This window comes from Saccharospirillum salsuginis (assembly GCF_014651855.1).
Classification (GTDB): Bacteria; Pseudomonadota; Gammaproteobacteria; order Pseudomonadales; family Natronospirillaceae; genus Saccharospirillum; species Saccharospirillum salsuginis.
This window is the reverse complement of record NZ_BMXR01000002.1, coordinates 615,796-639,518: the sequence shown is the minus strand read 5'-3', so window position 1 is coordinate 639,518 and position 23,723 is coordinate 615,796. Positions and strand designations below refer to the sequence as shown.

Annotated in this window: 9 protein-coding genes; all 9 read left to right on the top strand. The window is 63.9% G+C overall.

Translation table 11 applies throughout. The annotated features are described in order from the left end of the window. The first annotated feature begins 4 nt into the window (after window positions 1-4). Window positions 5-976 (top strand): oligopeptide/dipeptide ABC transporter ATP-binding protein, encoded by a 972-nt coding sequence (locus IE111_RS05880; RefSeq protein ID WP_189607559.1) that lies wholly within the window; start codon window positions 5-7, stop codon window positions 974-976. Next, window positions 973-1,965, top strand: coding sequence for a murein tripeptide/oligopeptide ABC transporter ATP binding protein OppF (gene oppF, locus IE111_RS05875; protein WP_189607558.1), 993 nt, complete (start codon window positions 973-975; stop codon window positions 1,963-1,965). The genes IE111_RS05880 and oppF overlap by 4 nt, the downstream gene beginning before the upstream one ends. A gap of 158 nt (window positions 1,966-2,123) precedes the next feature. Then, on the top strand, window positions 2,124-8,639 hold the full coding sequence (locus tag IE111_RS05870) for a Calx-beta domain-containing protein (protein WP_189607557.1): 6,516 nt from the start codon (window positions 2,124-2,126) through the stop codon (window positions 8,637-8,639). A 15-nt stretch (window positions 8,640-8,654) separates the two neighbouring features. Next, a complete protein-coding gene (locus IE111_RS05865; RefSeq protein WP_189607556.1) occupies window positions 8,655-11,891 on the top strand; it encodes a hypothetical protein in 3,237 nt (1,078 codons plus the stop codon). Beyond that, the gene (locus tag IE111_RS05860) at window positions 11,888-16,165 is read left to right on the top strand and encodes a PKD domain-containing protein (RefSeq protein WP_189607555.1); all 4,278 of its coding nucleotides are present in this window, start codon (window positions 11,888-11,890) and stop codon (window positions 16,163-16,165) included. Before IE111_RS05865 ends, IE111_RS05860 begins: the two co-directional genes overlap by 4 nt. Beyond that, a complete protein-coding gene (locus tag IE111_RS05855) occupies window positions 16,165-19,323 on the top strand; it encodes a hypothetical protein (protein ID WP_189607554.1) in 3,159 nt (1,052 codons plus the stop codon). The genes IE111_RS05860 and IE111_RS05855 overlap by 1 nt, the downstream gene beginning before the upstream one ends. A gap of 169 nt (window positions 19,324-19,492) precedes the next feature. Continuing rightward, a complete protein-coding gene (ilvD, locus tag IE111_RS05850; RefSeq protein ID WP_189607553.1) occupies window positions 19,493-21,340 on the top strand; it encodes a dihydroxy-acid dehydratase in 1,848 nt (615 codons plus the stop codon). 7 nt (window positions 21,341-21,347) lie between these two features. Next, window positions 21,348-22,670, top strand: coding sequence for an AsmA family protein (locus IE111_RS05845; RefSeq protein WP_189607552.1), 1,323 nt, complete (start codon window positions 21,348-21,350; stop codon window positions 22,668-22,670). After that, entirely contained in the window at window positions 22,630-23,676 is a 1,047-nt protein-coding gene (gene mutY, locus IE111_RS05840; RefSeq protein ID WP_189607551.1) for an A/G-specific adenine glycosylase, read from the top strand. The genes IE111_RS05845 and mutY overlap by 41 nt, the downstream gene beginning before the upstream one ends. Window positions 23,677-23,723 lie beyond the last annotated feature (47 nt).

Genomic DNA, 23,723 nt, shown 5'->3' with positions numbered 1-23,723 from the left:
AATTATGAGTTTATTATCGGTTAGAGATCTCAACGTCGGCTTCGAAACCAACGATGGCTATGTCAACGCGGTCAATGGTGTGAATTTCGACATCAAAGAGGGCGAGACCCTCGCGATCGTGGGCGAATCAGGTTCCGGCAAAAGTCAGACCGCCTTTTCCATCATGGGTCTGCTGGCTGGCAACGGTCATGCGTCCGGCAGCGTCAAGTTCGACGATCTGGAAATCCTGAACCTGCCCGAGCAGGGGATGAACCGCATCCGCGCCGACAAGATCAGCATGATCTTCCAGGACCCCATGACCTCCCTGAACCCCTTTATGAAGGTCAGTCGGCAATTGACCGAGGTCCTGCAACATCACAAAGGCATGTCAAAGCAGGAGGCGCTCGAAGAGGCCATTCGCATGCTGGATGCGGTGCGCATTCCCGAAGCCCGCAACCGCATCCACATGTACCCGCATGAATTCTCCGGCGGTATGCGCCAGCGCGTCATGATCGCCATGGCTCTATTGTTGCGCCCGCAACTGCTGATCGCGGACGAACCGACCACGGCTCTGGACGTGACCGTTCAGGCCCAGATCATGAAGTTGCTGCGCGACCTGCAGCAGGATTTCCACACCGCCATCATGCTGATCACCCACGATCTGGGCGTTGTGGCCGGTGCCTGCGAAAACACCCTGGTCATGTACGGCGGCCGTGTCATGGAGTACTGCGACACCGAGAGTCTGTTCGAGTACCCGAGCCATCCCTACACCCAGGGGCTACTCAAAGCGATTCCACGCCTGGACCAATTGGGTGAGGAGCTGATGACCATTCCCGGCAACCCGCCCAATATGACCAACATGCCGGCCGGCTGCCCGTTCCAGCCACGTTGTCCGTTCGCGGAAGAGCGGTGCGCCACCGACCGTCCCGAACTGACCAGTGCCAACAGTTTGAACCGTCCACGGGCTTGCCACTTCGAACCGGAGACACTGAAATGAGCGAACAGAAGAAAACCATCCTGTCGGTATCGGATCTCAAGGTCCAGTTCGATATCTACCCCAAAGGCGCCATGCCGTGGACCAAACCGAACAAGCTGAAAGCCGTGGACGGTGTCAGTTTCGACCTGTACGAGGGCGAGACACTGGGCATTGTGGGTGAATCCGGGTGTGGCAAGTCCACCCTGGCGAGGGCCGTCATTCGCATGCTGCCGGTCGAAAGCGGCGAGATCATGTGGCTCGGCAAGGACATCGCACCTCTGCGCGACAGCCAGATGCGCAGCCACCGTAAAGACATCCAGATGATCTTTCAGGACCCGCTGGCCTCACTGAACCCGAGGATGACCATCGGCCAGATCATCGCCGAACCGTTGAAGACCCACTATCCGGACACCCCGAAAGAAGAGGTGAAGGAGAAGGTCAAGGAAATGATGAAGACGGTCGGTCTGCTGCCGAACCAGATCAACCGCTACCCGCACGAATTCTCCGGCGGCCAGTGCCAGCGCATCGGCATCGCCCGGGCGCTGATCCTGAAGCCGAAGCTGATCATCTGCGACGAGCCGGTCTCGGCGCTGGACGTGTCCATTCAGGCACAGGTGATCAACCTGCTGATGGACCTGCAAAAGCGCATGGGTCTGTCGCTGATCTTCATCGCCCACGACCTGAGCGTGGTGAAACACATCTCCACCCGCATCATGGTGTTGTACCTGGGTAATGTGATGGAAGTGGCCGACGCCGCCGACATTTACCACCATCCGCGGCACCCCTACACCCAGGCGTTGATTTCGGCGGTTCCGATTCCGGACCCCAAGATCGAACGCAATAAGGACATCATCCTGATCGAAGGCGACCTGCCATCGCCGATCAACCCGCCCAGCGGCTGTGTGTTCCGCACACGCTGCCCCAAGGCCCAGGCGCTGTGCGCCGAACAGGTGCCCGAGTTGGAAAACCCGAGAGGCACGCACCGCGTCGCCTGTCACTTCCACGATTGAGTCCTGCCCCGACCCCGGTCCTGTGACCGGGGTCTCACTCCCCTCCCCTATAGTGCATTTGCACTATTCGCATCGAATCCTCCCTGACGGATCATGACACAACGCGGTTGACCGCCTGTCGACTCAATCCGATCGTGTTCTGAATGGGAGTCTCTGCAATGGACCTGCCTTATCGTCCTCGTTTTTACTGGTTTGCGATGGTGTTCGTGGCTTTGGGCCTGACGGCCTGTGGCGGCGGCTCCTCGGGCGACGGTGCCGACACCGGTGACGGCGATACCCGCATCACCTTGAGCGGTGTGGTCCAGAAAGGTCCCTTTACCCAGCTTTCCGTCACGGCCCGACCCATGAACAAGACCGGTGATCTGGGCGATCCGCTGCCGGTGACGGTCGAGAAAGATCGTTACTCGTTGAAAGCTCAGCCGGGCCAGAACATCCGCCTGGAGGCCACGGGGACTTTCCTGGACGAAACCACAGGTCAAAGCGTCACGCTCAAGGATCCCCTGAGTGCCGTCACCGTCGCCGAAAAAGACCGGTCCGGCCCGCACAACATCAACGTCATGACCGACATGAGCGCGGCTCTGTTCGACAATCAGACGGACACCACCCAGCCGGTCAAGGAGCGGTTGTCCGGCGCCCAGGGTACCTTGATGACGGCCCTGGGCCTGCCGCAATCGACCGACCCGCGCAGCCTGGACCTCGCTCAGGTGGATGCCGGAGCCGAACTGGGCGATCCGAACCTGAGTCTGCTGTTGCTGTCGGGCTCGATCATGACCTTGCCACGCACCGACAACGCCATGCCGAACGGCTACCAGGCCATGCTGACGGGTCTGGGGCAGGGTTTGAAGCCGGAAGAAGTGCTTCCCTCCCTGGCCGGCATCGATGCGGCGGACCTCTACGAGCAAATCCGCGACACCCAGGTGCTGCCCGACCTGCCCGACCTGTCTCTGGACTTCGGCAATACCTGGTTGTGCAATCCGACCTGCGACTGGGAATGGCTGACCGAGCCCAGCCTGTCCCTGTCGGACATCACGGTTCTGGAAGCCCAGGGCTCCACCGACATCGTCCTGCGCCGTTCCGGCCTGACGGCCGACCTGCCCGCCATGACCATCGACCTGACCACTCAGGAAAACACGGCGCTGGACGGTTTCGACTTTGTCGGCATCGACGAGACGGTCTCCTTCTCCGCCGGACAACGCAGTCTGACGGTGACGCTGCCATTGCTGATCGACAGCCTTGATGAAGACATCGAATCTCTGGGCCTGACCCTGCAAAACCCCTCGACGACATTCGACATTCAACGCGCCGAGGCTCGTGTCAGCATCCTCGACTCCCTGCCGGACCCCGGTTCGAACAGCGGCGGCATCGCGGCCATCGACGCCTGCCTGATCGGCTCCGGGCCGCCGACGGACCCGTCCAGTCTGGGCTGCACGCCGATGCTGTCGCCGCAGGACGATTACGTCATGAACGCGCCCTACGCCCTGGGCCTGGCACTGGGCGTACAAGCCGACTGCACCGCTTCCGCCAATTGCACCGTTTTGAATCAAGACTGGCCGATGTCACTGACGTTGCTGGCCGAAGCCGACGGTGAACAGCAGGACAGCACCCGACTGGGTGACTACCTCTACCCGGCCGACGCCCTGTTCGACGCGTCCCAAACGCTCAACGCCGCGCAGCCGTTGCAAGCCTCGCTGAGCAGCCCCAACGTGCAGGACTTCCTGCTGAACGCCTGGCAACAGGGTTGGCAAGTCCGTTTGCACGCCAGCCTGACCCGCAACGACCAGACTCGGACAGCGAAAACCGACCTGCCCGAACTGATCCCGGTGCCCGACACCATCGAATTCGGCGAGGAGACCCTGCAGGTTAGCCCGACCGGCCTCTCTCTGAACGGCTCCGGCAGCCTGACCTGTGCCGAGGACGAATGGCAGCTCGACGGTGGCTATGTCTGGTCGGTCGATTATCAGGGTCAGACTGCCCAGCAATCGCTCTCCGGCGAAGTCTGCGCGAGCCTGGACCTGTCGGGTAACGATCCCGTTCTGGTCGTGACCCAGGGGGCCGTACCCCTCGAATCCGACGGTTCCCCGGTACTGGTCCCGCTGCCGGTCGCGCATCGCTCGGTCATCGAATCGAACCTGGCCTACGCCTATGGCGCTTCGGATTACTGGGCCCGCCAGTCCACGGCGCAGACCTATCTGTTGTTGCCAGCCACAAACCTCGCCCCAATCTATCGCCAGTACCTGACCGCCGATTCGCTGCCGTTCGGCTACTGGATCGACAGCGGCACCCTCGGGCCTCAGGGCATTCGCCTGGCCTATACCGGACTCAGGGTCATGACCGACCCCCTGTTCGAAGCCAGCGACCCGCGCGCCAGTGAATTCCGTTCCAACTCGGCCATTTACGCCCAGGGCCAGGCCGGCACTCTGACGCTGGGCGACGCCGGCATCGACGACAGCACGGCCTTCAACGCCGGTTCGGCCCAAAGCGGTTGGCCGGCCGGCTCGGTGCAATGGGACGCCTTCACCGTGTCCGTGCAGGACAGCCGCATCAGCGACAGCACCGTCGCCCTCGACTACGACCTGGACCAAAGCACCGCCTGTCGCTCGGCCGACTGCCTGCAAGGCGGCCGTGCCGGCCACCAGGTGACCGGCACCGCCCGGGTCGGCGGCGATGGCACCCTGCTGGCCCATTCCACCGTGACCGGCAGCGACGGTGTTCGTTGGGGCGATCGCGCCGATGGCCCGGCCTGGCAACGGCCGCAGGATATGGCCAACGGTTCGGCGGCCACGCTGGTCCTGCCGGGTTTCATGGCGCCGGGCGACGCTCCGGTGACCGATCACCTGCGCAGCCATCGGGTCGTCGAATCCAATGACGTTTCCGCGCATGGACCGGGGACGGAGGCGTTCAGACGCGGCAACCATTATCCGCCCGGGCTGACCGTCGGTCCGCAGTTCTACGCCGATGCCCAGGGTCAACCGGCCACGGGTACCGGCGCCGACATCGGCCAGCGATCCCTGAATATCGACGTTGGCAACGACACCCTGTCGCTGACCGGTCACGCGGCCAGTAAATACGTGATTCAGAACGGCGGCATCACCGGCGTCTTCAACGCCGACCCACCGAGCCTGACCGATCCGGTCTCGATCTATGGCTACAACATCGCCTTCGACCGCTTCGCCGTGCGGCTGCGGGACAATCGCATGGACACCCGCAACTGGGTCGACGGCGGCGTCGACCTGCCCGGCGACGCCGGTTTCGATGTGGCCTTCGAAAGCCTGTCCATCGACTGCGGCGGCCAACTCGGTCAGGCCCGGCTCGCCCCCGAGCAATGCGCATCCGATGCGGGATGTTCGCTGTCCTCCTGGCACGCCAAGACCGACTTTTTCGATTTCCAATTCACCACATCCTCAGGGGACCCTTCTCCCCAATGCGGCGTGAACGATCAGTATCTCACCCTGCAACAGGACGCCGACTTCCTGGCGCTGGACAAGGCATTGATGCTGGACGTGACCTGGTCAGCCCAGGGCGATGCCCTGCGCACCGGGCTTAATAACCAGGATCAGTACCGGCTGGACGCCACCGACGACGAAGTCGGCTTCCCGGTGGCCCTGTCCGAAGCCGAGCTGCAGACGCCCTGGGACGAGACCTCGGTGGACTCCGGCCGCTACGGCACCATCGCGCTCGGCGGCCTGATCGGCGTTCCGTTCTGGGAGGCCCTCGACACCGACATTCGCGTCGCCAACGAAGACACCGACGTGACCGGGGCCCCCTCCGTACCCTTGCAACGCCACACCCTGATGCCGGACGAAGACGGCGATACCAGCAACGACCCGCCGTCGCTGACCACGGCGCTGGCCGAACAACCCAACCGGGACCTGCTGCTCGATCTGGCCGAGGACAATCAGGACCAGTACGACCTGGCGGGGCGTTACCAATGGGGCAACACCGGCTTCGGATTCGAACTTCCGGTGTACTACGACCTGCCGGACAACCGCCCGGGCCCGCAATTCATTGGCCGGACCTGGAACCAGGATCTGTTCGTACTCGAAGCCAACGCCGGCATCGACTACATCACCCCGGAGAAAACCAAACTCAGTTTCGGGGCCAGTGCGGACTTCGAGCGGCTGGGGAACCTGCGTTTCCAGATCGACCTGGACAGCCTGGAAAGCCTGAGCAAGGTCGACCAGTTGCTGATCGACGCCGGCCTGCTCTCCGAACCGGTGCTTGAACCGACACTCGGCACCCTGACCAGCCAGGCCGACCGACTCAACGATTTCGCCAATCAGGGCGTCGATGTGGTCATGGAAGAGGCCCTGCTGGTGGCGCTGGAAGAAGTCGGCGCGGCATCGGCACCGCTGATGCCGAGCAACGAGGACCCAATCGTCGTGCTGGCCGATGCGCTGGCCGAGATCCGCTCCTACCCGGATCAGCTCATCGCTTCGCTGGACGATGAGCTGATGCAGCCCATCCACGACGAGTTGTCGGTGCTTGAAACCGACCTGCGCGGTCGGCTGATCGATCTGGAAACCGCCCTGACGGCCGCCCAGTCCGACATTACCGATCCACAACGGGTCAACGATCTGCGCACCGCCATCGCCGATGCCACCGAGTTGCTGAATACCGTTTACGGCATCATGGCCGCACTGGTCGAACCGGTGGACGACGGCCTCGATCAGGCGCTGGCCGGGCTGGATCGCCTGGACGCCCCCCTGAACCGGGCCACAACCGCCATCAGCGAAGTCGATGCCATGACACAACGCATCTCGGATTTCACCGCCTCCCAGTGCAACACCGAAGGCAGCACGGTCGGTGCCGAGGTCGATGGCTTCCTGCACAGCACCTGGCAGCATCTGGGCAACCTGCGTTCCCTGCTCGATCTGCTTGAAGGCGGCGAGGTGCTGACACTGCTGGCCGACCGCGTCATCGAAGACCCGGCGACACAGGAATCCATGCGATCCGCGGGACAAACCATCGCCCGCAACGCCGAACTGCTGACTACTCAGCTCAGCACAGCGGAACAAGCACTGCGATCCAACCTGTGCGCAACCGATGTGCAAAACGTACTGACCCAGGTCGACGACTACATCGGCGACATTCAGGCGGCACTGAACTACATCGACGGGCTGCAGAGCAACGTCCGCTCCGAACTCACCGCCGTGCAAACGTCTCTCGCGACCCTGCAGGATCAATTGCTGACGCCGCTGGAAGGCATGAAAACCGCACTGGAAGGCATCGACGACCAGATCGATACCCAGGGCAATGCGGTGGTGACGCAATACCTGATCGATGAACTCAATTTCGCTACCGACGGTGCCGTCAACACCCTGGTGGCCGACCCGAATATCGCCGGTGAAGTCGACATCATCGGATACGCCTTCGATGGCGCGCGCGACCTGCTCGATCAGAGTCGGGAACAACTGGTCACGGCTCTGCAGGAGCAGATCCAGGGCAATGTCCAGTTGCCGCTGGCGAACATGAACGCCGACCAGATACGCCGGCATATCGTCGCCTTGCTGATGGACTCGGCCCCGGTCAAATCGCTCCGGGTTTCTATCAACGAACAATTGACCGAAATCGGCCGGCAGGTGAACGACAACCTGATGATGCTGGCCGACCAAGCCAACGAAGCCGTGCGCCAAGCGTTGCAGCAAGTCGAAAACAAGGCCAATGACGCCCTGGCGGCCGCCACCGCACCGGTTCGTGACATACCGCTGAGCAGCGCCTCGCTGGACGGCTATGGCATCATCGCCGGGCAGGAACTGGAGCGGGCTCACGTTCAGGCGGAGTGGACCATGAAACCGGCCTCCGAGGGCGAACCGGGCAACACCTTCGGCGCCGCCCTGTCCGCCGTCAGTTGGAGCGCGTCCAACAAGGACGAAGGCTGCGCCGCGCCGGGTGCGGGCAGCAACCTGGACGTCACCATCGCCGCGATGAACCTGCCGGCCCGCATCGGCACCTCCGACATCACCCTGAAAAAGGTCTACCTCGGCTTCACGCTGGCCAACGCCACCGGCGGTGACGTCGCATTCAATCCGATGGGTGTCTATGGCGGCCTGGCCGTGGTGGGCGACATCGGGTTCACCGAGTTCATCATCTACGACCCGGCCTTCGCCGCCGGTCTCGGCAGCGAGGAGGTCTACATCGGCGCCTCCGCCGGCGCCCTGTTCAGCGACATCCAGGCCGAGGTGGCCTTCCTGATGGGCCGCACCTGCAATCAGGATGTTCTGCTCGAACTCGACCCGTCCGTCGCCAAATTCATTCCGCTGCCGGACAGCGGTTTCTCCGGCGCCTATGTCCGCGGCTCCGCCTCGATTCCGGTCTGGGCGAACGGCTGCCCGCTGACGGTGGGCGCCTCGGCCGACATGGGTGCCTGGGTGTTGACCGGTCCGCCGCTGACGCTGGGTGGCCTGGTCGGCGGCGGCGCCTACGGCAAGGTGCTCTGTGTCGGCGCCTTGCGCGGCCAGGTCCGCGCCATGGGCACCGTGACCAGCGACGGTGACCTGAGCTTCGTCGGCGAAGGCTTCGGCGTAGCCGGGGCCGGCTTCTGCGAACCGGCCAGTTGGACCTCGGTGTCACGCAGTCGCAACGACGACTGGTGTGGCACGGGCGATGCCCGCTTCCAGGCCGGCTACCAAAACGGCTGGTCCATCATGGACCTGTCCACCAGCGCGATTCACTAAGGAGGCGTGAACCGAATGATTTTTCGCAACTTGATATCCACCGTCCTCCTGTTGTTGCTCGCAGGCCTTGCGCAGGCAAGCAACCAGTTTTACTTCATCGCCCGCCAGGCGCCCGAGGGATCGCTCACCCAGGCCGGCCAGAACGACACGCGAGTCTATCTGCGCTGGGATCTGGTCGAGGGCGAATTACCGGACGACATCGCCAGTTTCAGCCTGTACCGTGACGGCACTCTGCTGAAAAGTTTCCCGGCGCAAGCGGTGATGAGCCCGGCTCAGATCCGCACACTCTACGACGGACCGGAAGAACAGCGACGCCTGCTGGAGACGGTCGCGCAACTCAAGGAAGCCGCCCTGCAGGGTGACGGCCAGTTGAATTTCGACAGCGACCAGTTCGCGACCAGGATTCACAACACCCTGACCGATCCGGACGACGGGGACTACTGGGGCCAACTGGCTTCACGCCAGGACTTCAACATAGCCATCGCCCGCTATCGCGGCTGGCATGACGATCCGCCCGCTGGGCAGTACAAGTACGAACTGATCGCCCACAACGCCACCGGCGATACCCGTCGTGTGGGCCTGGCTCAGGTCGATACGACCACACCGACTCCGATGCTTGGCCCCGACGACTTCGCGCAGACCTTTCTGGCCCAATGCGACCGGCCCGATTTTCGGGACCATTTCAGCGTCAACCTGAACTGGTCACTGCCGGGCGGTACCAATCAGGCCGACCGCCTGGCCAGCCAACTGATCATCAGCGGTTATGACCTCTACCGGACCCGGGACAACGTCGAGACCCTGGTCAGCCGGGACCTGGCCACGGAAGCGGCGGCCCTGCCCCACGACAACCGGGGCCAGGTTCAATTCGGCGACCTCGAACGGGTCAACGACACCCTGTTGACCATCGCACCGGACGGCGACCCGGCCGAACCCGAATGGCTCGAAACCCGAGCCGATCTGGTCGCCGCCGGGCTGGAACCCGGCGACACCCGCGCCTACTACCTGGTGCCCCGCGACTTCGCCGGCCAGTACGGCCCCACGCGCGCCACCCTGGTCACCGTGCCCGATCAGGCCCGGCCACCCGCTCCGTGGGACGTGCGCCCCTTCCTGAATGAAGCCGAACAACAGGTCGAACTGACGTTCGACGCCATCGACCTGAACAGCTACCGCTCCGCCTACGGGCGCGACCGCCGCTTCTGCAACCTGGCGACGGCCGACACCGATGGCTATCTGGCGTTTGTCGGTGAGGAAGAGGATTGCGCCACCGACACCCCGCGCCGGGTCCAGATCGATGTCAGCGACTATCAGGTCTACCGTTTCGACAACTACGCGGACGCCAGTGCGTTCAAGGACAGCGATGGTGACGGCTTCGCCGATGCCGCCGAACGGGAAGACAACAAACAGTGCACACCCGCCAGTGATCCGGCACCGGTGGTCATCGATGTCAGTGAAGAAACCGTTTCGCTCGAGCGGGGCGAACAGGTCAAGCTGATCGACACTCAGCCCCCCAAGAAAAAGGGCTTCGTATACTGGTACCGCCTGGCCAGCGTCAGCGATGGCGGTCGTCTGAGCCTGCTGAGCGAACCGGTCCGCGTTAATTTTCCGGACCGCACCCTGCCCGACCCGCCGACCGTCAGCGTGACCCATGAACAAAAAACCGTCTGCGACTGCAGCGTCGAGACCGGCATCGATAAAGTCTGGTCGTTCGAGGACACCCTGTCCGACACCATGGACGGCAAACTGACTCTGCAATGCACCGGCTTCGCACCCGGCGACACCTACACCCTGACCGAGGCCAACATCGGCAATGCCGACGGCAGCCTCTGCCAGAACGATACCTTTACGTCACAATGCACTGACACCGCCACACGCGACTTCACCTTCACACCGGCCGACGGCAGCGAGCCGATCGCCTGCACCTTACCCTCCGGTTCGGGCGTGAACATGTGCGGCGCCGGCCGGGTCAAGGTGGTGCCGGAATACTGCGTCAAGCCTGTACCCGCACCGGTCGGCGTTGTCGAGGGTCCGCTGACCATCACCGTCACACCACCCGGCCCCGATCAGTGCGTGACCCTGAACCAGCAGATCGCCGGCGACAATGTTCCAGTGAAAACCAGTTGCGGCACCGGTCAGGCCAGCCTCGACTACGAGCACAGTTTCGGTGAATTCTGCGGTTTCGCCGTCACCCGCGATGCCAACAACAACGTCTCGGCGACCACCCAGATCGGTTGCCGCGACGTCCCCGGCCAGTCGAACATCACGCTGGCGCCCGCACGGCCGGTCAGCATTACGCCCATCGGCGACAAGATGGCCGTGTCCTGGCGCATGCCGAGCCAACGCCAATCCATGGTGGAAGTCGAACTGACCCGCACCGAACCGGGCGGCATCGACCCCATTACCGCAACACTCTCGGCCGTTGAATTGAGCGGTGGCGGCCTGCAGGACACCCAGATCGACATCCCGGCGCTCGGCGCCACACCCGAGGAATGGTGCGTGCGCCTGCGCACCTTCGCACCGAGCACCCAGGTCGGTCAGCCGCACTACTCCGACTGGAGCGCGGCCCTGTGCGACACGCGCGCTACGGAGGATAACGAGCCCCCGCAATGGCTACCCTGGCCGGGACTGGCCGATGTGCCGCAGGGGCCGGACCTTTCTCTGCTGGACGGACGCGACATTCAGACCGCCAGCCCGCAGGTGGTGCTCAGCACCGGTCTGGCCATTCCACTGGGAGATTTCTCCTACAGCGACCTTAACGGCTGCTCCCGTCCGGTCTATCTGCGCGGCGTCTACGGTGACAGTGACGACACCGACACCAGCAAACCGACCAAAGGGCGCTATCTGACCGACCTGATCTGCCGACCGAGCGGCCTCGCCCAGTTCAAATCGGCACTGGCGGACGATCTGGCCTTCATGGTGTTCCGCCAAACCCGGACACCGGAAGGCCAGGTGTCCGATTACATCCAGGTTTCACCGTTGATCGATTATGTGCACTGGGTCGTCGAACAGAACGAGAAAGGGACCGGCTATCTCGGTCACCGGTTGCGTGACCCCTACATCTTCGCCATCGCCGATGCCGATCAGTTTGCACATGTCGACATCGCCTACTACGACCGTGCCGGCCTGGTACCGGACCACGACTATCGTTACCAGCTGATCTATTTCGACGACGATCTGCGGATGCGCGAATGGCGGTCCACGGACTGGATGACCTATCAGACCAACGACACCACGGACACCGGAGGTGGTTCATGAACGGACTCAGTCGCACCCTGATGACCCTGACCGGCCTGGTTCTCGCAACCGGGGTCTCCGCCTCGGCCCTGTTCGACGACGAGGCCGCCAACCTCTGGATGGTCGGCGCCGACGGCCGGGTCACCAGCTACAGTTACGGCCAGTGGATCGAGGACTATCAGAGCCTGACCGAAACTCCCAGCCTGAACGGCCAGTTCCAGGCCCTGGTCAACAGTCTGAACAACAGCTCGACGCCGATGACCGACCCGCAACCGGGTGTCTCCGTCATCAGCCTGGACGCGGCCGATCGAACCATCGGCGACAGTGACGGCCCGAACCGACTGCGGGTGATCCCGGCGGACGGCGCCTTCACCGGCACCATTCCCGTCCGATTACAGGTCGAACCCAGTCAACTGGACAGCGGCGATCGTTTCCTGCGCTGGCGGCTGGGCACCAATGCGTGGAACGAGCGCACATTGACCACGAACGACCGCGACGGCATCACCGGCGGTTACGTGGAACAGCGGCTGTTTCTGGTGCGCGACGGCGACTACGATCTGGAAGTCGAACTGCGCGAGACATCGTTTTCCGGCCCGATCATCGAAAACGCCACCCGAACCTATTCCCTGGCGACCGACCATGACGATGGCGAACGGCGCGACAGCGATGGCGACGGCATCCCGGATCTGGTCGAAGCGGAACTCGGACTCGACCCTCTGGATGAAACCGACTGGACCACGGAAAGCCACATCGAAGGCTGGAGCGTGCTCGACCTCTGGTTGCGCTGCGACCAAAGCGACCTGTCGGCGTGCGCTGAGCCGGTCGACACCGACAAAGACGGCTGGACCGACAAAGACGAAACCTGGCGCGGCACCAACCCCAGCGACAAGACGAACTTCAGCCTGCAGGACCCGCCCCCGGCCGATTCGGAAGCACTTCGTCAGGAACGCCAGCGCTACAAGGAATACCCGGCCGCACGCCGTCTATACGAAATCGAGTACACCCTGGGCGACACCGCCATGGGCCTCACACCGGACCGGCTGAGCACCGCCACCCTCTTCGGCGATGCCGCCTGGCGGTTGGAGGACCTGCTGACCCAGGAGGATCTGGATCGGGCCGGTCTCACCGCCACCGACGTTGAAACCACCCGGTTGCGGTCGGAAGCCGAACAACGGCGCGCGGCGGGCCAATGGCCACAGATGCGTCTGCCCGCCGGCGATGCCGCCCTGATCCGTGCCGGCATCGCCACGACCGTGAACGAGCAGACGGCACGCGATATCGACCTGCTCTACCTGGCCACCCGGCAGGATCTCAACCCGGCCACCTTCGACCCGGCCCTCGCCGGCGATTGGCAAACCGTCGCCGACTGGAAAGCCGCCTACACCCAATGGCTGCAGGACGAACTGGTCCAGCCGGTTACCCCGACATTCACCGAGGCCGAGACGCTTCGCTTGCTGGTGCTCGAACAACTGCTGGCCCAGGAAGGCCAACTGGCGGACGGACAGCCGCTGCAACGCCTGGGGCAGCCCGCCTCACTCAGTTGGATACGGGAATTCAATACGGATCTGGATGCCCGCTATGCCGATCGCTCCATCCAGGATGTGATCGACGCGCTGCAGACCGCCCTCGCCCCGGACGGTGATCTGGCGACCGACGCCAGCCAGATGCAGACCTGGCTGAACGCGGTACCGGGCGGCCGGGACAGCAGCGCCTGGCTGCGCGCGAAGCTCGAATTCAACCAGGCCGGCAACGACATCGGCTGCTTCATCAGCGACGACGACTGGGCCATGCTCAACGAAGAAGGCAACGAGGATTTGCTGCAGCAGTTCCAGGATGAATGCCCGACCCACCACACCGGTGAGGACTTGGCGACCTGGCAGGAAGAGAGTCAGAACCTGCGTTATCGCCTGCGCTTGATGCTGTTGGGTGATCCTTTTGCCAATGATCCGTTTACGAAAATCGCCAACGACGCCTCGCTGCTCGACGCCAACGCCGACAGCGACGGCGACACCCTGAGCAATGTCGAGGAAATTGCCGTCCGCGCCTTCCGCTGGCACACGCTGCCGTGGAGCACCGACTCGGATGCCGACACCCAGGCTGACAACACCGACCTCTGCCCGCTCGACCCGCGCAATGCCTGCACCGGCACCCCGTCGGACAACGCTGTCTACGTCGGCAGCGACCTGACCACGGCCAAACCTCATCCGGACGGCCAGGGACAGGTGCTACTCAGCCTGGAGCTGGACCGGCCCGCCGAACGGCCGATCAAGATCACATATCAGGTACTGGCGACCTCCAACGATAACGCCGTCGCCGGAGAAGACTTCGTCGCCAACAGCGGCGAGGTCTGGATCCAGCCCGGCCAGACTGCCGAGCTGATTCCGGTGACGCTGCTCGGCGGCGGCAGCGGCGACCAGTTTCGCCTGGAAGTGCAAAGCGTCGAGGGCGCGGCTCTGGACGGCCCGAACCATACCCTGATTGGCCTGACACCCTATGCGGCCTCCGCGCCCGAGGCCATCGTTGTCGCATCCAATCTGAGCGTGGTTGAAACCCAGACCCGCGACCTAGACGCCAGCCCGAGCTTCGACCCCGAAGGCGGCAGCCTGAGCTTCGACTGGCAACAAACGTCGGGGCCGGCGGCGACCCTGAACGCCGGTGCCCAACCCGCCTTCCAGACCCTGACCGCGCCGAACCTGGTGGCCAACGACACCGTGACCGTGGACGTGACCGTCACCAACAGCCAGGCCCTGAGCGATACAGCCCAGATCCAGGTCCTGGTGCTGGCCGACGACGACACACCCACCTTGCTGGGCACGCCCACGTACAGTCTGCAACGCGGCGATGTCTTGTCGATCCCGCATTCGGAGCTGCTGGATGACGTGTCCGACCCGGAAAACCAGAGCCTGACACTGGACGCCGTCTCCGGCCAACCGGACGGTGCCATGGCCATGCTGACCGCCACGGACCTGGTGATCGACACCCGCATCATCACCGTCGAAGCCATGGGCACCCAGACCGTCGCCAACAACTCGCTGGTGCCCTGGATGGCGGAAGGCTTCGCTTTCTTCACCCAGTCCGATGCAACGAACGAAGACCGGCTCTGGGGCTGGCGACCGGACAGTGGAACCCAGCTGTTGCACACGGCGGCGACGGACGCCGACCTGCGTAAACTGTCCTACGACAGCGCGACTCAAACACTGGTATTCGCCGAGCAAAGCACAACCGAGCACAAGGTGCATTGGTTCGAAGCGGACAACACCCTGACCACGGCCACATTGGCCACGGATTATTCGTCGACCTATGCCCGGCATACCAATCCGTTCAACGGCGATCTGTTCGTATGTCACCCCACAGACAATATGTGGTTGGCGATCGATCGCGCCACTGGGACGCCGACCAGCCTGGACGCTGGCTGCGACACCTTTGCCGATTACATGATCAACACCACCGACCGGGTGTGTCTGGAAGGCACTTCGGACCTGATGTGTACCGCCCCCGAGTCGACCACCTCCACCGTGATCCCGGCGTTCAGCCTCACTGGCTACACCCTGGAATCGGTCAAGGCACTGGGCGACCAGGTGATATTCATGGTCGAAAACACCGGCACCAGCGAGACCGAATTGTGGCGGCTGGACCCGGCCACCGGCGCCCAACAGCTGCGCACCTGGTCCGGTACCGGCCTCGGTTACGCACTGAACACCGAAGGCACCCAACTCGTCGCCGGCATCGGTGACGGCACCGGCCTGGAAGTGCTGACCTGGGATCCGACCGGCGGCCTGAACGTCTGGGGCTCGGGTTTCTACTCGACCTCGGGCGAGACCTATACCTGGCTCGACCCCATCGTCGAACACGGCGGTGTCTACTACTGGTCGGTCAAGACCGGCACCGACACCTGGGACATCGTCGCGCTGGACGAGGCGACCACCAGTCTCGACCCGGTTCTGAATCTCGATCGGACCACCTCCCCCGTGGCCGACGCCTCCGGATTCCGACTGGACGACTCGCCCCGTGGGCTGATCCTCGGCACGAGCTACGGCGACGGCCAGTGTCAATGGCAACGCCTGGCCAGTGACGGCGATCTCGCCGCCGCGCACGTCACGGACGCCTCCTGCGGCGACCGCATCGCCAACGACAACCGCGAGGCGCATCGCGAACCGGCGTACAGTGACTCCCGCTACGTGGTGGTGCGTGACGTCGACTTCACCGGCACAACCCAGGCAATCGTCGACGTGAGCGACCCGGGCGGCAACACGCTCGCCCTGCCGATCGAACTGACCATCACGGAGGCGCAGTGATGAAAGCCATAACACACAGTGCGATCCTGAGCCTGATCCTGCTAGGCGTGGCCGGTTGCGAACAGCCAAATACTACTCAGGAGCCGACGGGTACCGAAACCAACCCGTCCGCGCCGCCCTCTCTGCCCGTTTACGAATCCGCCTTTCGCGATACGCTTATGGACCGGGACGGTGACGGCCTGCCGGACGACCAGGATCCGGCGCCGGATCAGCCCCCGGTTCAGCCGGAATCCGGCCCGGCACTCACCATCACCGCGCTGGCGAGCCCCCGAGCACACACCGACCTGCCCGACACCCTGATCCCGGGTCAGACCGTGGTCATCGACTCCACCGGTCTGGCCCAATACGGCACCCCGACCTGGGTGCGGTGGCACCATGCGGACGGTATTCTGGCCCAACCGGTCAATGCCGATGTCCAGGGTCGCCTCACACTGACCGCGCCCGAAGTCATGGCCTACGGCGTCAGCCTGGTGGCCGGCACCTATGGGTCGACCGAGTATCCGGTACAGACCCAGATGGCCGGCGCGCCCTACTTCTACCCGGTAAGCGAGCCGTTAAAAGCCGGTCAGGCCGTGACCCTGGCGGGCGAAGCGCTGGACCGGCTGGCCGACCTGCAATTGGGCCAACAGCCAGTGGACATTCTGGAACAGACCTCGGATTCGCTGCGCGTGAAGCTGCCGAAGCAACCGTTGAGCGACACCTTCCATTGGCGGGACGATCGCGATCGCAGCCACGAACACACCTTGCCCGTAGTGCGCCCGGTCACGCTGTCACCCGAACCGTCATTGGAATCACCTTCCGAGTGGAGTCGTCTGACCGATACCGGAAGCCTGGCTCTGGATGGCTCAGTCACACTCTGGCTGCCCGCGGGACACACACACCGGATCCGTTGGCACCACGACGAACGGCCGTTGTCGCTGTCGACCCGAATCGGTCCGGCCCAGACCACGGTCAGTGTCGGCGCCCGCAGCACGCTCGAAACCTGGCTCTTCGACTACCACACCGGCCAGGGCGAACAGGCTGCGAAGGACATCCCCGCCATGCTCGCGCGGGTGGCCGACCAGTTACCGGAGATTCAGACCGCCCTGGCCGATGCCTTGAATGGAGACGCTGAGGCCGCCCAGGACGCCCAAACGCAATTCCAGACCGAAGTCGACGATAGCCTGGCCTGGCGGGAGCCCGGCGCCTCAACCACTACCGTTCAACCGCGCTGGGGCGTCGACTACCTCTCCGACACCCTGGACGCCATCTTCGCCGGCGGCTCGCTGTACCAACCCATCGTCAAGGTCACCAACCAGCGCGCCATTCCGGGCCGGGCCACCTACGCCAATGTGTCCGTCGGCTCCCACCGCGACCTGCTCACCTGCGGCGACCTCAGCAACCTCTACGAACCCGACGACATCTGGCCATCGGACCTGTGCGTCGAGAACAACGCCCCCTTCTACGCCAGCCTGCAGGTTGTCGACAAACGCAGCGGCGAGGTGCTGACCGACCACATCAGCCACGCCTTCGACGCCGGCATTCTCGGCGGCAACAGCATGGGCCTGCTGAACGTCTCCACCGTGGCTTACCTGAGCGGTAACAACCGGTCGCTGTGCAAGATGCGACCCTGCCGGATCAACGCCATCACCGGCGGCTTCGGCTGGCAAAGCACATCCGATCTGTCCCAGCGCGAAGCCGAAATCGCCAAAATGGTCTTCGGCCGCACCCTGCTCGACCGGGTGCTGTTGCCCGTGCTGGAGTGGGTAACCGGCCTCGGCGAGGAGACGGACACCGTTCAATGCATCGCCAAGGAACTGATGGCGCCGAGCGGCTCGGATGCGTTCAGCTATCTCTTTTTGATCAACGACCTGAAGCAGAAAATCGACCAGGCCAACAGCCAGAGCCAGGTCATCACCCACACCGTCGATTCACTGGTCGTGCCGGTGCTCGACAAGCTGCAGGGCGTCGCCACCGACCCCAAATTCGCCGTCTGCATGAGTCAGTTGGCCAGCAACGCCAAGAGCGCCCTGGTCAGCAATGTCGCCAACCGGCTGGGCCAGGCTTCGAAGAGCGCTTCGGTACCGCTGGCGGTCGCCAACGCGGTCAATCAGGCCTATCAGGGCTGGCAGATCCTGATCGCGCCGGAGAAGATCGTCTTCGATGTCGCACCGCGCGCCGCCATTACCGAGATGACCACGTCCAGCGGCGAGCGCACCCTCTACGCCGACAGCGGCACTGACTTCCTGCGCCTGTACGGCACCAACCTGGTCGACCAGACCGACACCGGCTACTACCCGGACCTGGTACTCTCCGACCGCAGTGGCAACACAGCCCGCATGGCGATTACAGCCAGCCAGGTCCACGACGCCTCGGACTTTTCCTGGACCGACCTGCGCATCACCGTGAACGAGCTGACCCCGCTCATCGATCAGCTTGGCGGCAGCCGGTTCGACGTCACTCTGGAAATGGACCACGCCGACTACAGCGGTTTCCCGGACGACGTTCTGCCCCTGCCCGGCACTCATTTCGACTGGATCGGCGATGCCCGCCTGATCGGCACCGGCAGCGGCTTGCTTCGGGCCGGCGACTACGGCGTACTGTTCGGCGAAAACATGGAGTCCCTCGACCGGGCCGATTTGCGCCTGGCTCTGACCTCCACATCCCTCTTTGATACCTATTACGCCGAGAGTGTGCATTACCGTCATGCGCGGGAAATCGCCTTCACGCTGCCCGATACTCTGCCGGCCGGTGAATATACCCTGTCACTGGAAGGCTATGAGGGCCATCTGATCGGTGCCGAATCCAACCTGGTGATCATGCCGGCCGACGCCTCCTATCTCCGGATTCTGGACAACGGCCCCAACCAGGACGATGACTTCGACCTGAGCCTGCTGGCTTCGGACGGCGAACCGATCGGCCCGAACGGCAAGACCGGTTCGGTGCTCATTCCGACGGACGCCGGCAGCCGGGATGTCTCCATCAGCTGGCTGGACAGCGAGCTGACCAACTCCGAAGGGGTCAGCAAAAGCCTCGACCAGCTCGAAATCGAATGCGTCGATGGCGGTCAGGACGGGGTCTGCACTGTGCGGCTGGTCGGCGAGCTCTACATTCGCGGCAGCGTGCAGAACGTCGACACCCAATACACCCTGTCCGATCTGACGGAAACCTGGCCCTGACAGGCGTTCGGACGCTACCCGGAGGGTGGCGTCCATCAGTCCTGAAAATGCAACAATCCATTGGATTTATTGCACTTCCTATTACCCCAGCTTGGATTACAATGGCGGCAAACTTCGTTCAACCGCTGGTCCCCGTGACGGGTCGGCCCTGAAAAGAGCGCACACCGCCATGCCTCAGTATCGTTCCAAGACTTCAACCGCCGGCCGCAACATGGCCGGTGCCCGCGCGCTGTGGCGCGCCACCGGCATGAAGGACGACGACTTCCAGAAACCCATCGTCGCCGTCGCCAACAGCTTCACCCAATTTGTACCGGGCCATGTTCACCTGAAGGATATGGGCCAGCTCGTCGCCCGCGAGATCGAAAAAGCCGGCGGCGTCGCCAAGGAATTCAACACCATCGCCGTCGACGACGGCATCGCCATGGGCCACGACGGCATGCTCTACAGCCTGCCCTCGCGCGAAATCATCGCCGACTCGGTCGAATACATGGCCAACGCCCACTGCGCCGACGCCCTGGTGTGCATCTCCAACTGCGACAAGATCACCCCCGGAATGCTGATGGCCGCCATGCGCCTGAACATACCGGTGATTTTCGTATCCGGCGGCCCGATGGAAGCCGGCAAGACCAAACTGGCCGATCACGGCCTGGACCTGGTCGACGCCATGGTCATCGCCGCCGACCCCGATGCAGACGACGAGACCGTCGCGGAGATCGAACGCAGCGCCTGCCCGACCTGCGGTTCCTGCTCCGGCATGTTCACCGCCAACTCAATGAACTGCCTGACCGAGGCCATCGGCCTGTCCCTGCCCGGCAACGGCAGCACCCTGGCGACCCATTCTGACCGCCGTCGCTTGTTCGAGGAAGCCGGTCACCGCATCGTAGGCCTGGCCAAGCGCTACTACGAAGAAGAGGACGAGTCCGTCCTGCCGCGCTCTATTGCCAGCTTCAAAGCCTTCGAGAACGCCATGTCGCTGGACATCGCCATGGGTGGTTCAACCAACACCATCCTGCACCTGCTGGCTGCAGCCCAGGAAGGCGACGTCGACTTCACCATGACCGACATCGACCGCCTGTCCCGCCAGATTCCTCAACTGTGCAAAGTCGCCCCGAACAACCCGAACTACCACATGGAAGACGTGCACCGCGCCGGCGGCATCTACTCTATCCTCGGCGAGCTCGACCGCGCCGGCAAACTGCACACCGACGTGCCCACCGTGCACTCCGCCACCATGGCCGACGCACTGGAACTCTGGGACATCATGCGCACCGACGACACCGCCGTGAGAGAGTTTTTCCGGGCTGGTCCGGCCGGCATCCCGACCCAGGAAGCCTTCAGCCAGTCCACCCGATGGCCGACGCTGGACGGCGACCGGGAGAACGGCTGCATCCGTTCGCTCGAAAACGCCTACAGCCTGGAAGGCGGCCTGGCCGTACTGCACGGCAACATCGCCGAAGACGGCTGTGTGGTGAAAACCGCCGGCGTCGACGACAGCATCCTCAAGTTCACCGGCAAGGCCCGCATCTTCGAAAGTCAGGACGCCGCCGTCGAAGGCATTCTGGATGACCAGGTGAATGAAGGCGATGTGGTCATCATCCGCTACGAAGGCCCCAAAGGCGGCCCGGGCATGCAGGAAATGCTGTATCCGACCAGCTACCTGAAATCCAAGGGGCTCGGCAAGGCGTGCGCCCTGCTGACCGACGGTCGGTTCTCCGGCGGTACCAGCGGCCTGTCCATTGGCCACGTCTCGCCCGAAGCGGCAGCCGGCGGTGCCATCGCCCTGATCGAAGAGGGCGACGACATCGTCATCGACATCCCGAACCGGACCATCAACATTGACATCTCCGACGAGGAACTGGCCAAGCGCCGCGCCGACATGGAGGCCAAGGGCGCGAACGCCTGGAAACCGGCCGGACCGCGCAAACGCAAGGTCAGCGCCGCCTTGAAAGCGTACGCCCTGCTGGCGACCAGCGCCGACAAGGGCGCCGTTCGCAATCTGGAGATGCTGGACGACTGACCCTGACATGACTTCAGTACTGAAACGCCGGCTGGCCCTCGGGCTCGCCGGCTTTGTTGTTTTATTCGGGCTGTTCCTCGGATGGCGCTGGCTGTCCTGGTCGAGCGAATCCTGGCTGAACGAGCGCTTGGGGGATGTGGCCCGTGTCGACTGGCCCCAACCGGACGACGCTGGCCTGAGCCGCCTGGTCTGGTTGTCGCCCGATGTCGCCTTTTCATCGGGCCACTTCACGGCCGAACGGCTGGAGCTGACGTTCAGCCCACTCTCCATCTTGCTCGGCAACCCTCAGGTAATCGAACTGACGCTCGACCGGCCGCTGTGGCTCAGCGACGCGGCCTTGTCTTCCGATGGCCTGGTGCAGCTGGTCCGCCTGATCGACACCATCGCACCGCATAAGTTGACCGCGACGCAGGCCACGCTGGCGGTGGGCGACCGGGAATGGAACGACATCGAAGCCGCCGCCGAACGCCTTGGCGGCAGCCGCCGGTATCACTGGCAAGTCAGCGGCCGTCTGGTCAGCGACCGGCACCGTCTGAACCTGACGGCCGGCGCTATCGTCCGCAGCCGCGATGAAGGCCTGCTGATCACCGAAGGCAACGGCCAATGGACCGTCAGCCAGGGCCCCTGGCGCGGCAGTTGGCGCACAGCGTTACGCAGCGGCACCTATTCGGACGACCGCTGGTCGCTGGAATACCTGTCCTGGTCCGGCCGCTGGCCGGAACCGGGCGATGCCCTGCCCGGCGGGCTCGACTGGGCCGGCGCCATCGAACAGGCCGACCAACTCGACACCGGCTGGCACCTGAGCGGGCTGGACACCGCCCTCGCCTTTCCGGACGAGGCGGGCGTGCCGCAACGCGTCAGTGCCCTGAGTTCCGATCTGACCGTTCAACCGGGAAGAGCCACCGGCCAACTGTCACTCTCCTACCGCAGTGGCGGTGAAGACCAGAACCAGGCCCAAGACCTTACCCTGGCCGTGGAAGGCCGGGCCGACTTGAGCCCAGGCGCCTTCGAGTGGCAAGATGCCGCCGTGCTGGTGGGCCTCACCCGGGCCGATGGCTCCATCAGCCTGCGGTTCGACGCTGAAGCCCTCACATTCGACCCCGATCGGAACCAATGGCAACTGACCGACGGCGAATGGCAGGAGCAGCGACCCGACCGGCCCGACCAATCCTTCGGGTTCGGCGTCCTGTCCGGCACCTGGCCGGGCCTGACCCTGCGAGAGGCGCCCACCGTAGCCGAGCGACTGAACGACACCCTGCGCCCGATCGGTTCACAACTGGAGTGGACGAATGCACTGCGACGCACCCTGGTTCCAAAAGCGGGTTCTTGACTGGTACGACCGACACGGCCGCAAGACCCTGCCCTGGCAACAGGACAAAACCCCGTACAAGGTGTGGATTTCGGAGATCATGCTGCAACAGACGCAGGTGAACACCGTGATCCCCTACTTCGAACGCTTCATGGCGCGCTTTCCGGACGTACACCACCTGGCCGCCGCCGACCAGGACGAAGTGCTGCACCTGTGGACCGGCCTCGGCTACTACGCCCGCGCCCGCAACCTGCACAAGGCGGCCCAACACCTGGTGGAGCACCACGACGGCGAATTCCCCAACACCGTCGATGAGGTCGCCGAGTTGCCCGGCATCGGCCGCTCCACCGCCGGCGCCATCCTGAGCCTCAGCCGAGGCGTCCACGCCCCCATCCTCGACGGCAACGTCAAACGCGTTCTGGCGCGCTTTTTCGCGCTGGACGGCTGGACCGGCACCACCGCCAACCTGAAACGCCTGTGGGACTGGAGCGAACGCCTCACGCCGGCCGAGCGCGTCGGTGACTTCAACCAGGTGATGATGGATCTCGGCGCCATGGTTTGCGTACGCAAACGCCCGCTGTGCGACGCCTGCCCGTTGCAGGAAGAGTGCCTCGCCTACCAGGAAGGCCGCACCCACGAGCTGCCGGCCAGCAAACCCAAGAAGGACAAACCCACCCGCAGCGCCTGGATGCTTATCCTGCAGGCGCCGGACGGCCGAATCCACCTCGAAAAACGGCCCAACAGCGGCATCTGGGGCGGCCTGCACTCCTTCCCCGAATTCGACAGCCGCGACGCGGCCGAAAGCCACCTCGCCCTGAAAGGCGTCGACCACCGGGACCAACTGGAAGACTGGCCAAGCTTCCGCCACACCTTCAGCCACTACCACCTCAACATCCACCCCCTGTTCGTGCCGCTGGAACAGACGCCCCCCGCTGTATCCGAAAACGCCCTCTGGTACCATCCCGGCATCGCCGAACAGATAGGCCTAAGCGCCCCGGTCAAACACCTACTCGACCACCTGTTCTGAGCCTCTTGCGTAGGTTGGATTAGGCCCGAAGGGCCGTAATCCAACAA

Coding starts and splice junctions, on each gene's coding strand:
- IE111_RS05880 (WP_189607559.1), top strand. CDS start 5: ATGAGTTTATTATCGGTTAGAGATCTCAACGTCGGCTTCGAAACCAAC.
- oppF (WP_189607558.1), top strand. CDS start 973: ATGAGCGAACAGAAGAAAACCATCCTGTCGGTATCGGATCTCAAGGTC.
- IE111_RS05870 (WP_189607557.1), top strand. CDS start 2,124: ATGGACCTGCCTTATCGTCCTCGTTTTTACTGGTTTGCGATGGTGTTC.
- IE111_RS05865 (WP_189607556.1), top strand. CDS start 8,655: ATGATTTTTCGCAACTTGATATCCACCGTCCTCCTGTTGTTGCTCGCA.
- IE111_RS05860 (WP_189607555.1), top strand. CDS start 11,888: ATGAACGGACTCAGTCGCACCCTGATGACCCTGACCGGCCTGGTTCTC.
- IE111_RS05855 (WP_189607554.1), top strand. CDS start 16,165: ATGAAAGCCATAACACACAGTGCGATCCTGAGCCTGATCCTGCTAGGC.
- ilvD (WP_189607553.1), top strand. CDS start 19,493: ATGCCTCAGTATCGTTCCAAGACTTCAACCGCCGGCCGCAACATGGCC.
- IE111_RS05845 (WP_189607552.1), top strand. CDS start 21,348: ATGACTTCAGTACTGAAACGCCGGCTGGCCCTCGGGCTCGCCGGCTTT.
- mutY (WP_189607551.1), top strand. CDS start 22,630: ATGCACTGCGACGCACCCTGGTTCCAAAAGCGGGTTCTTGACTGGTAC.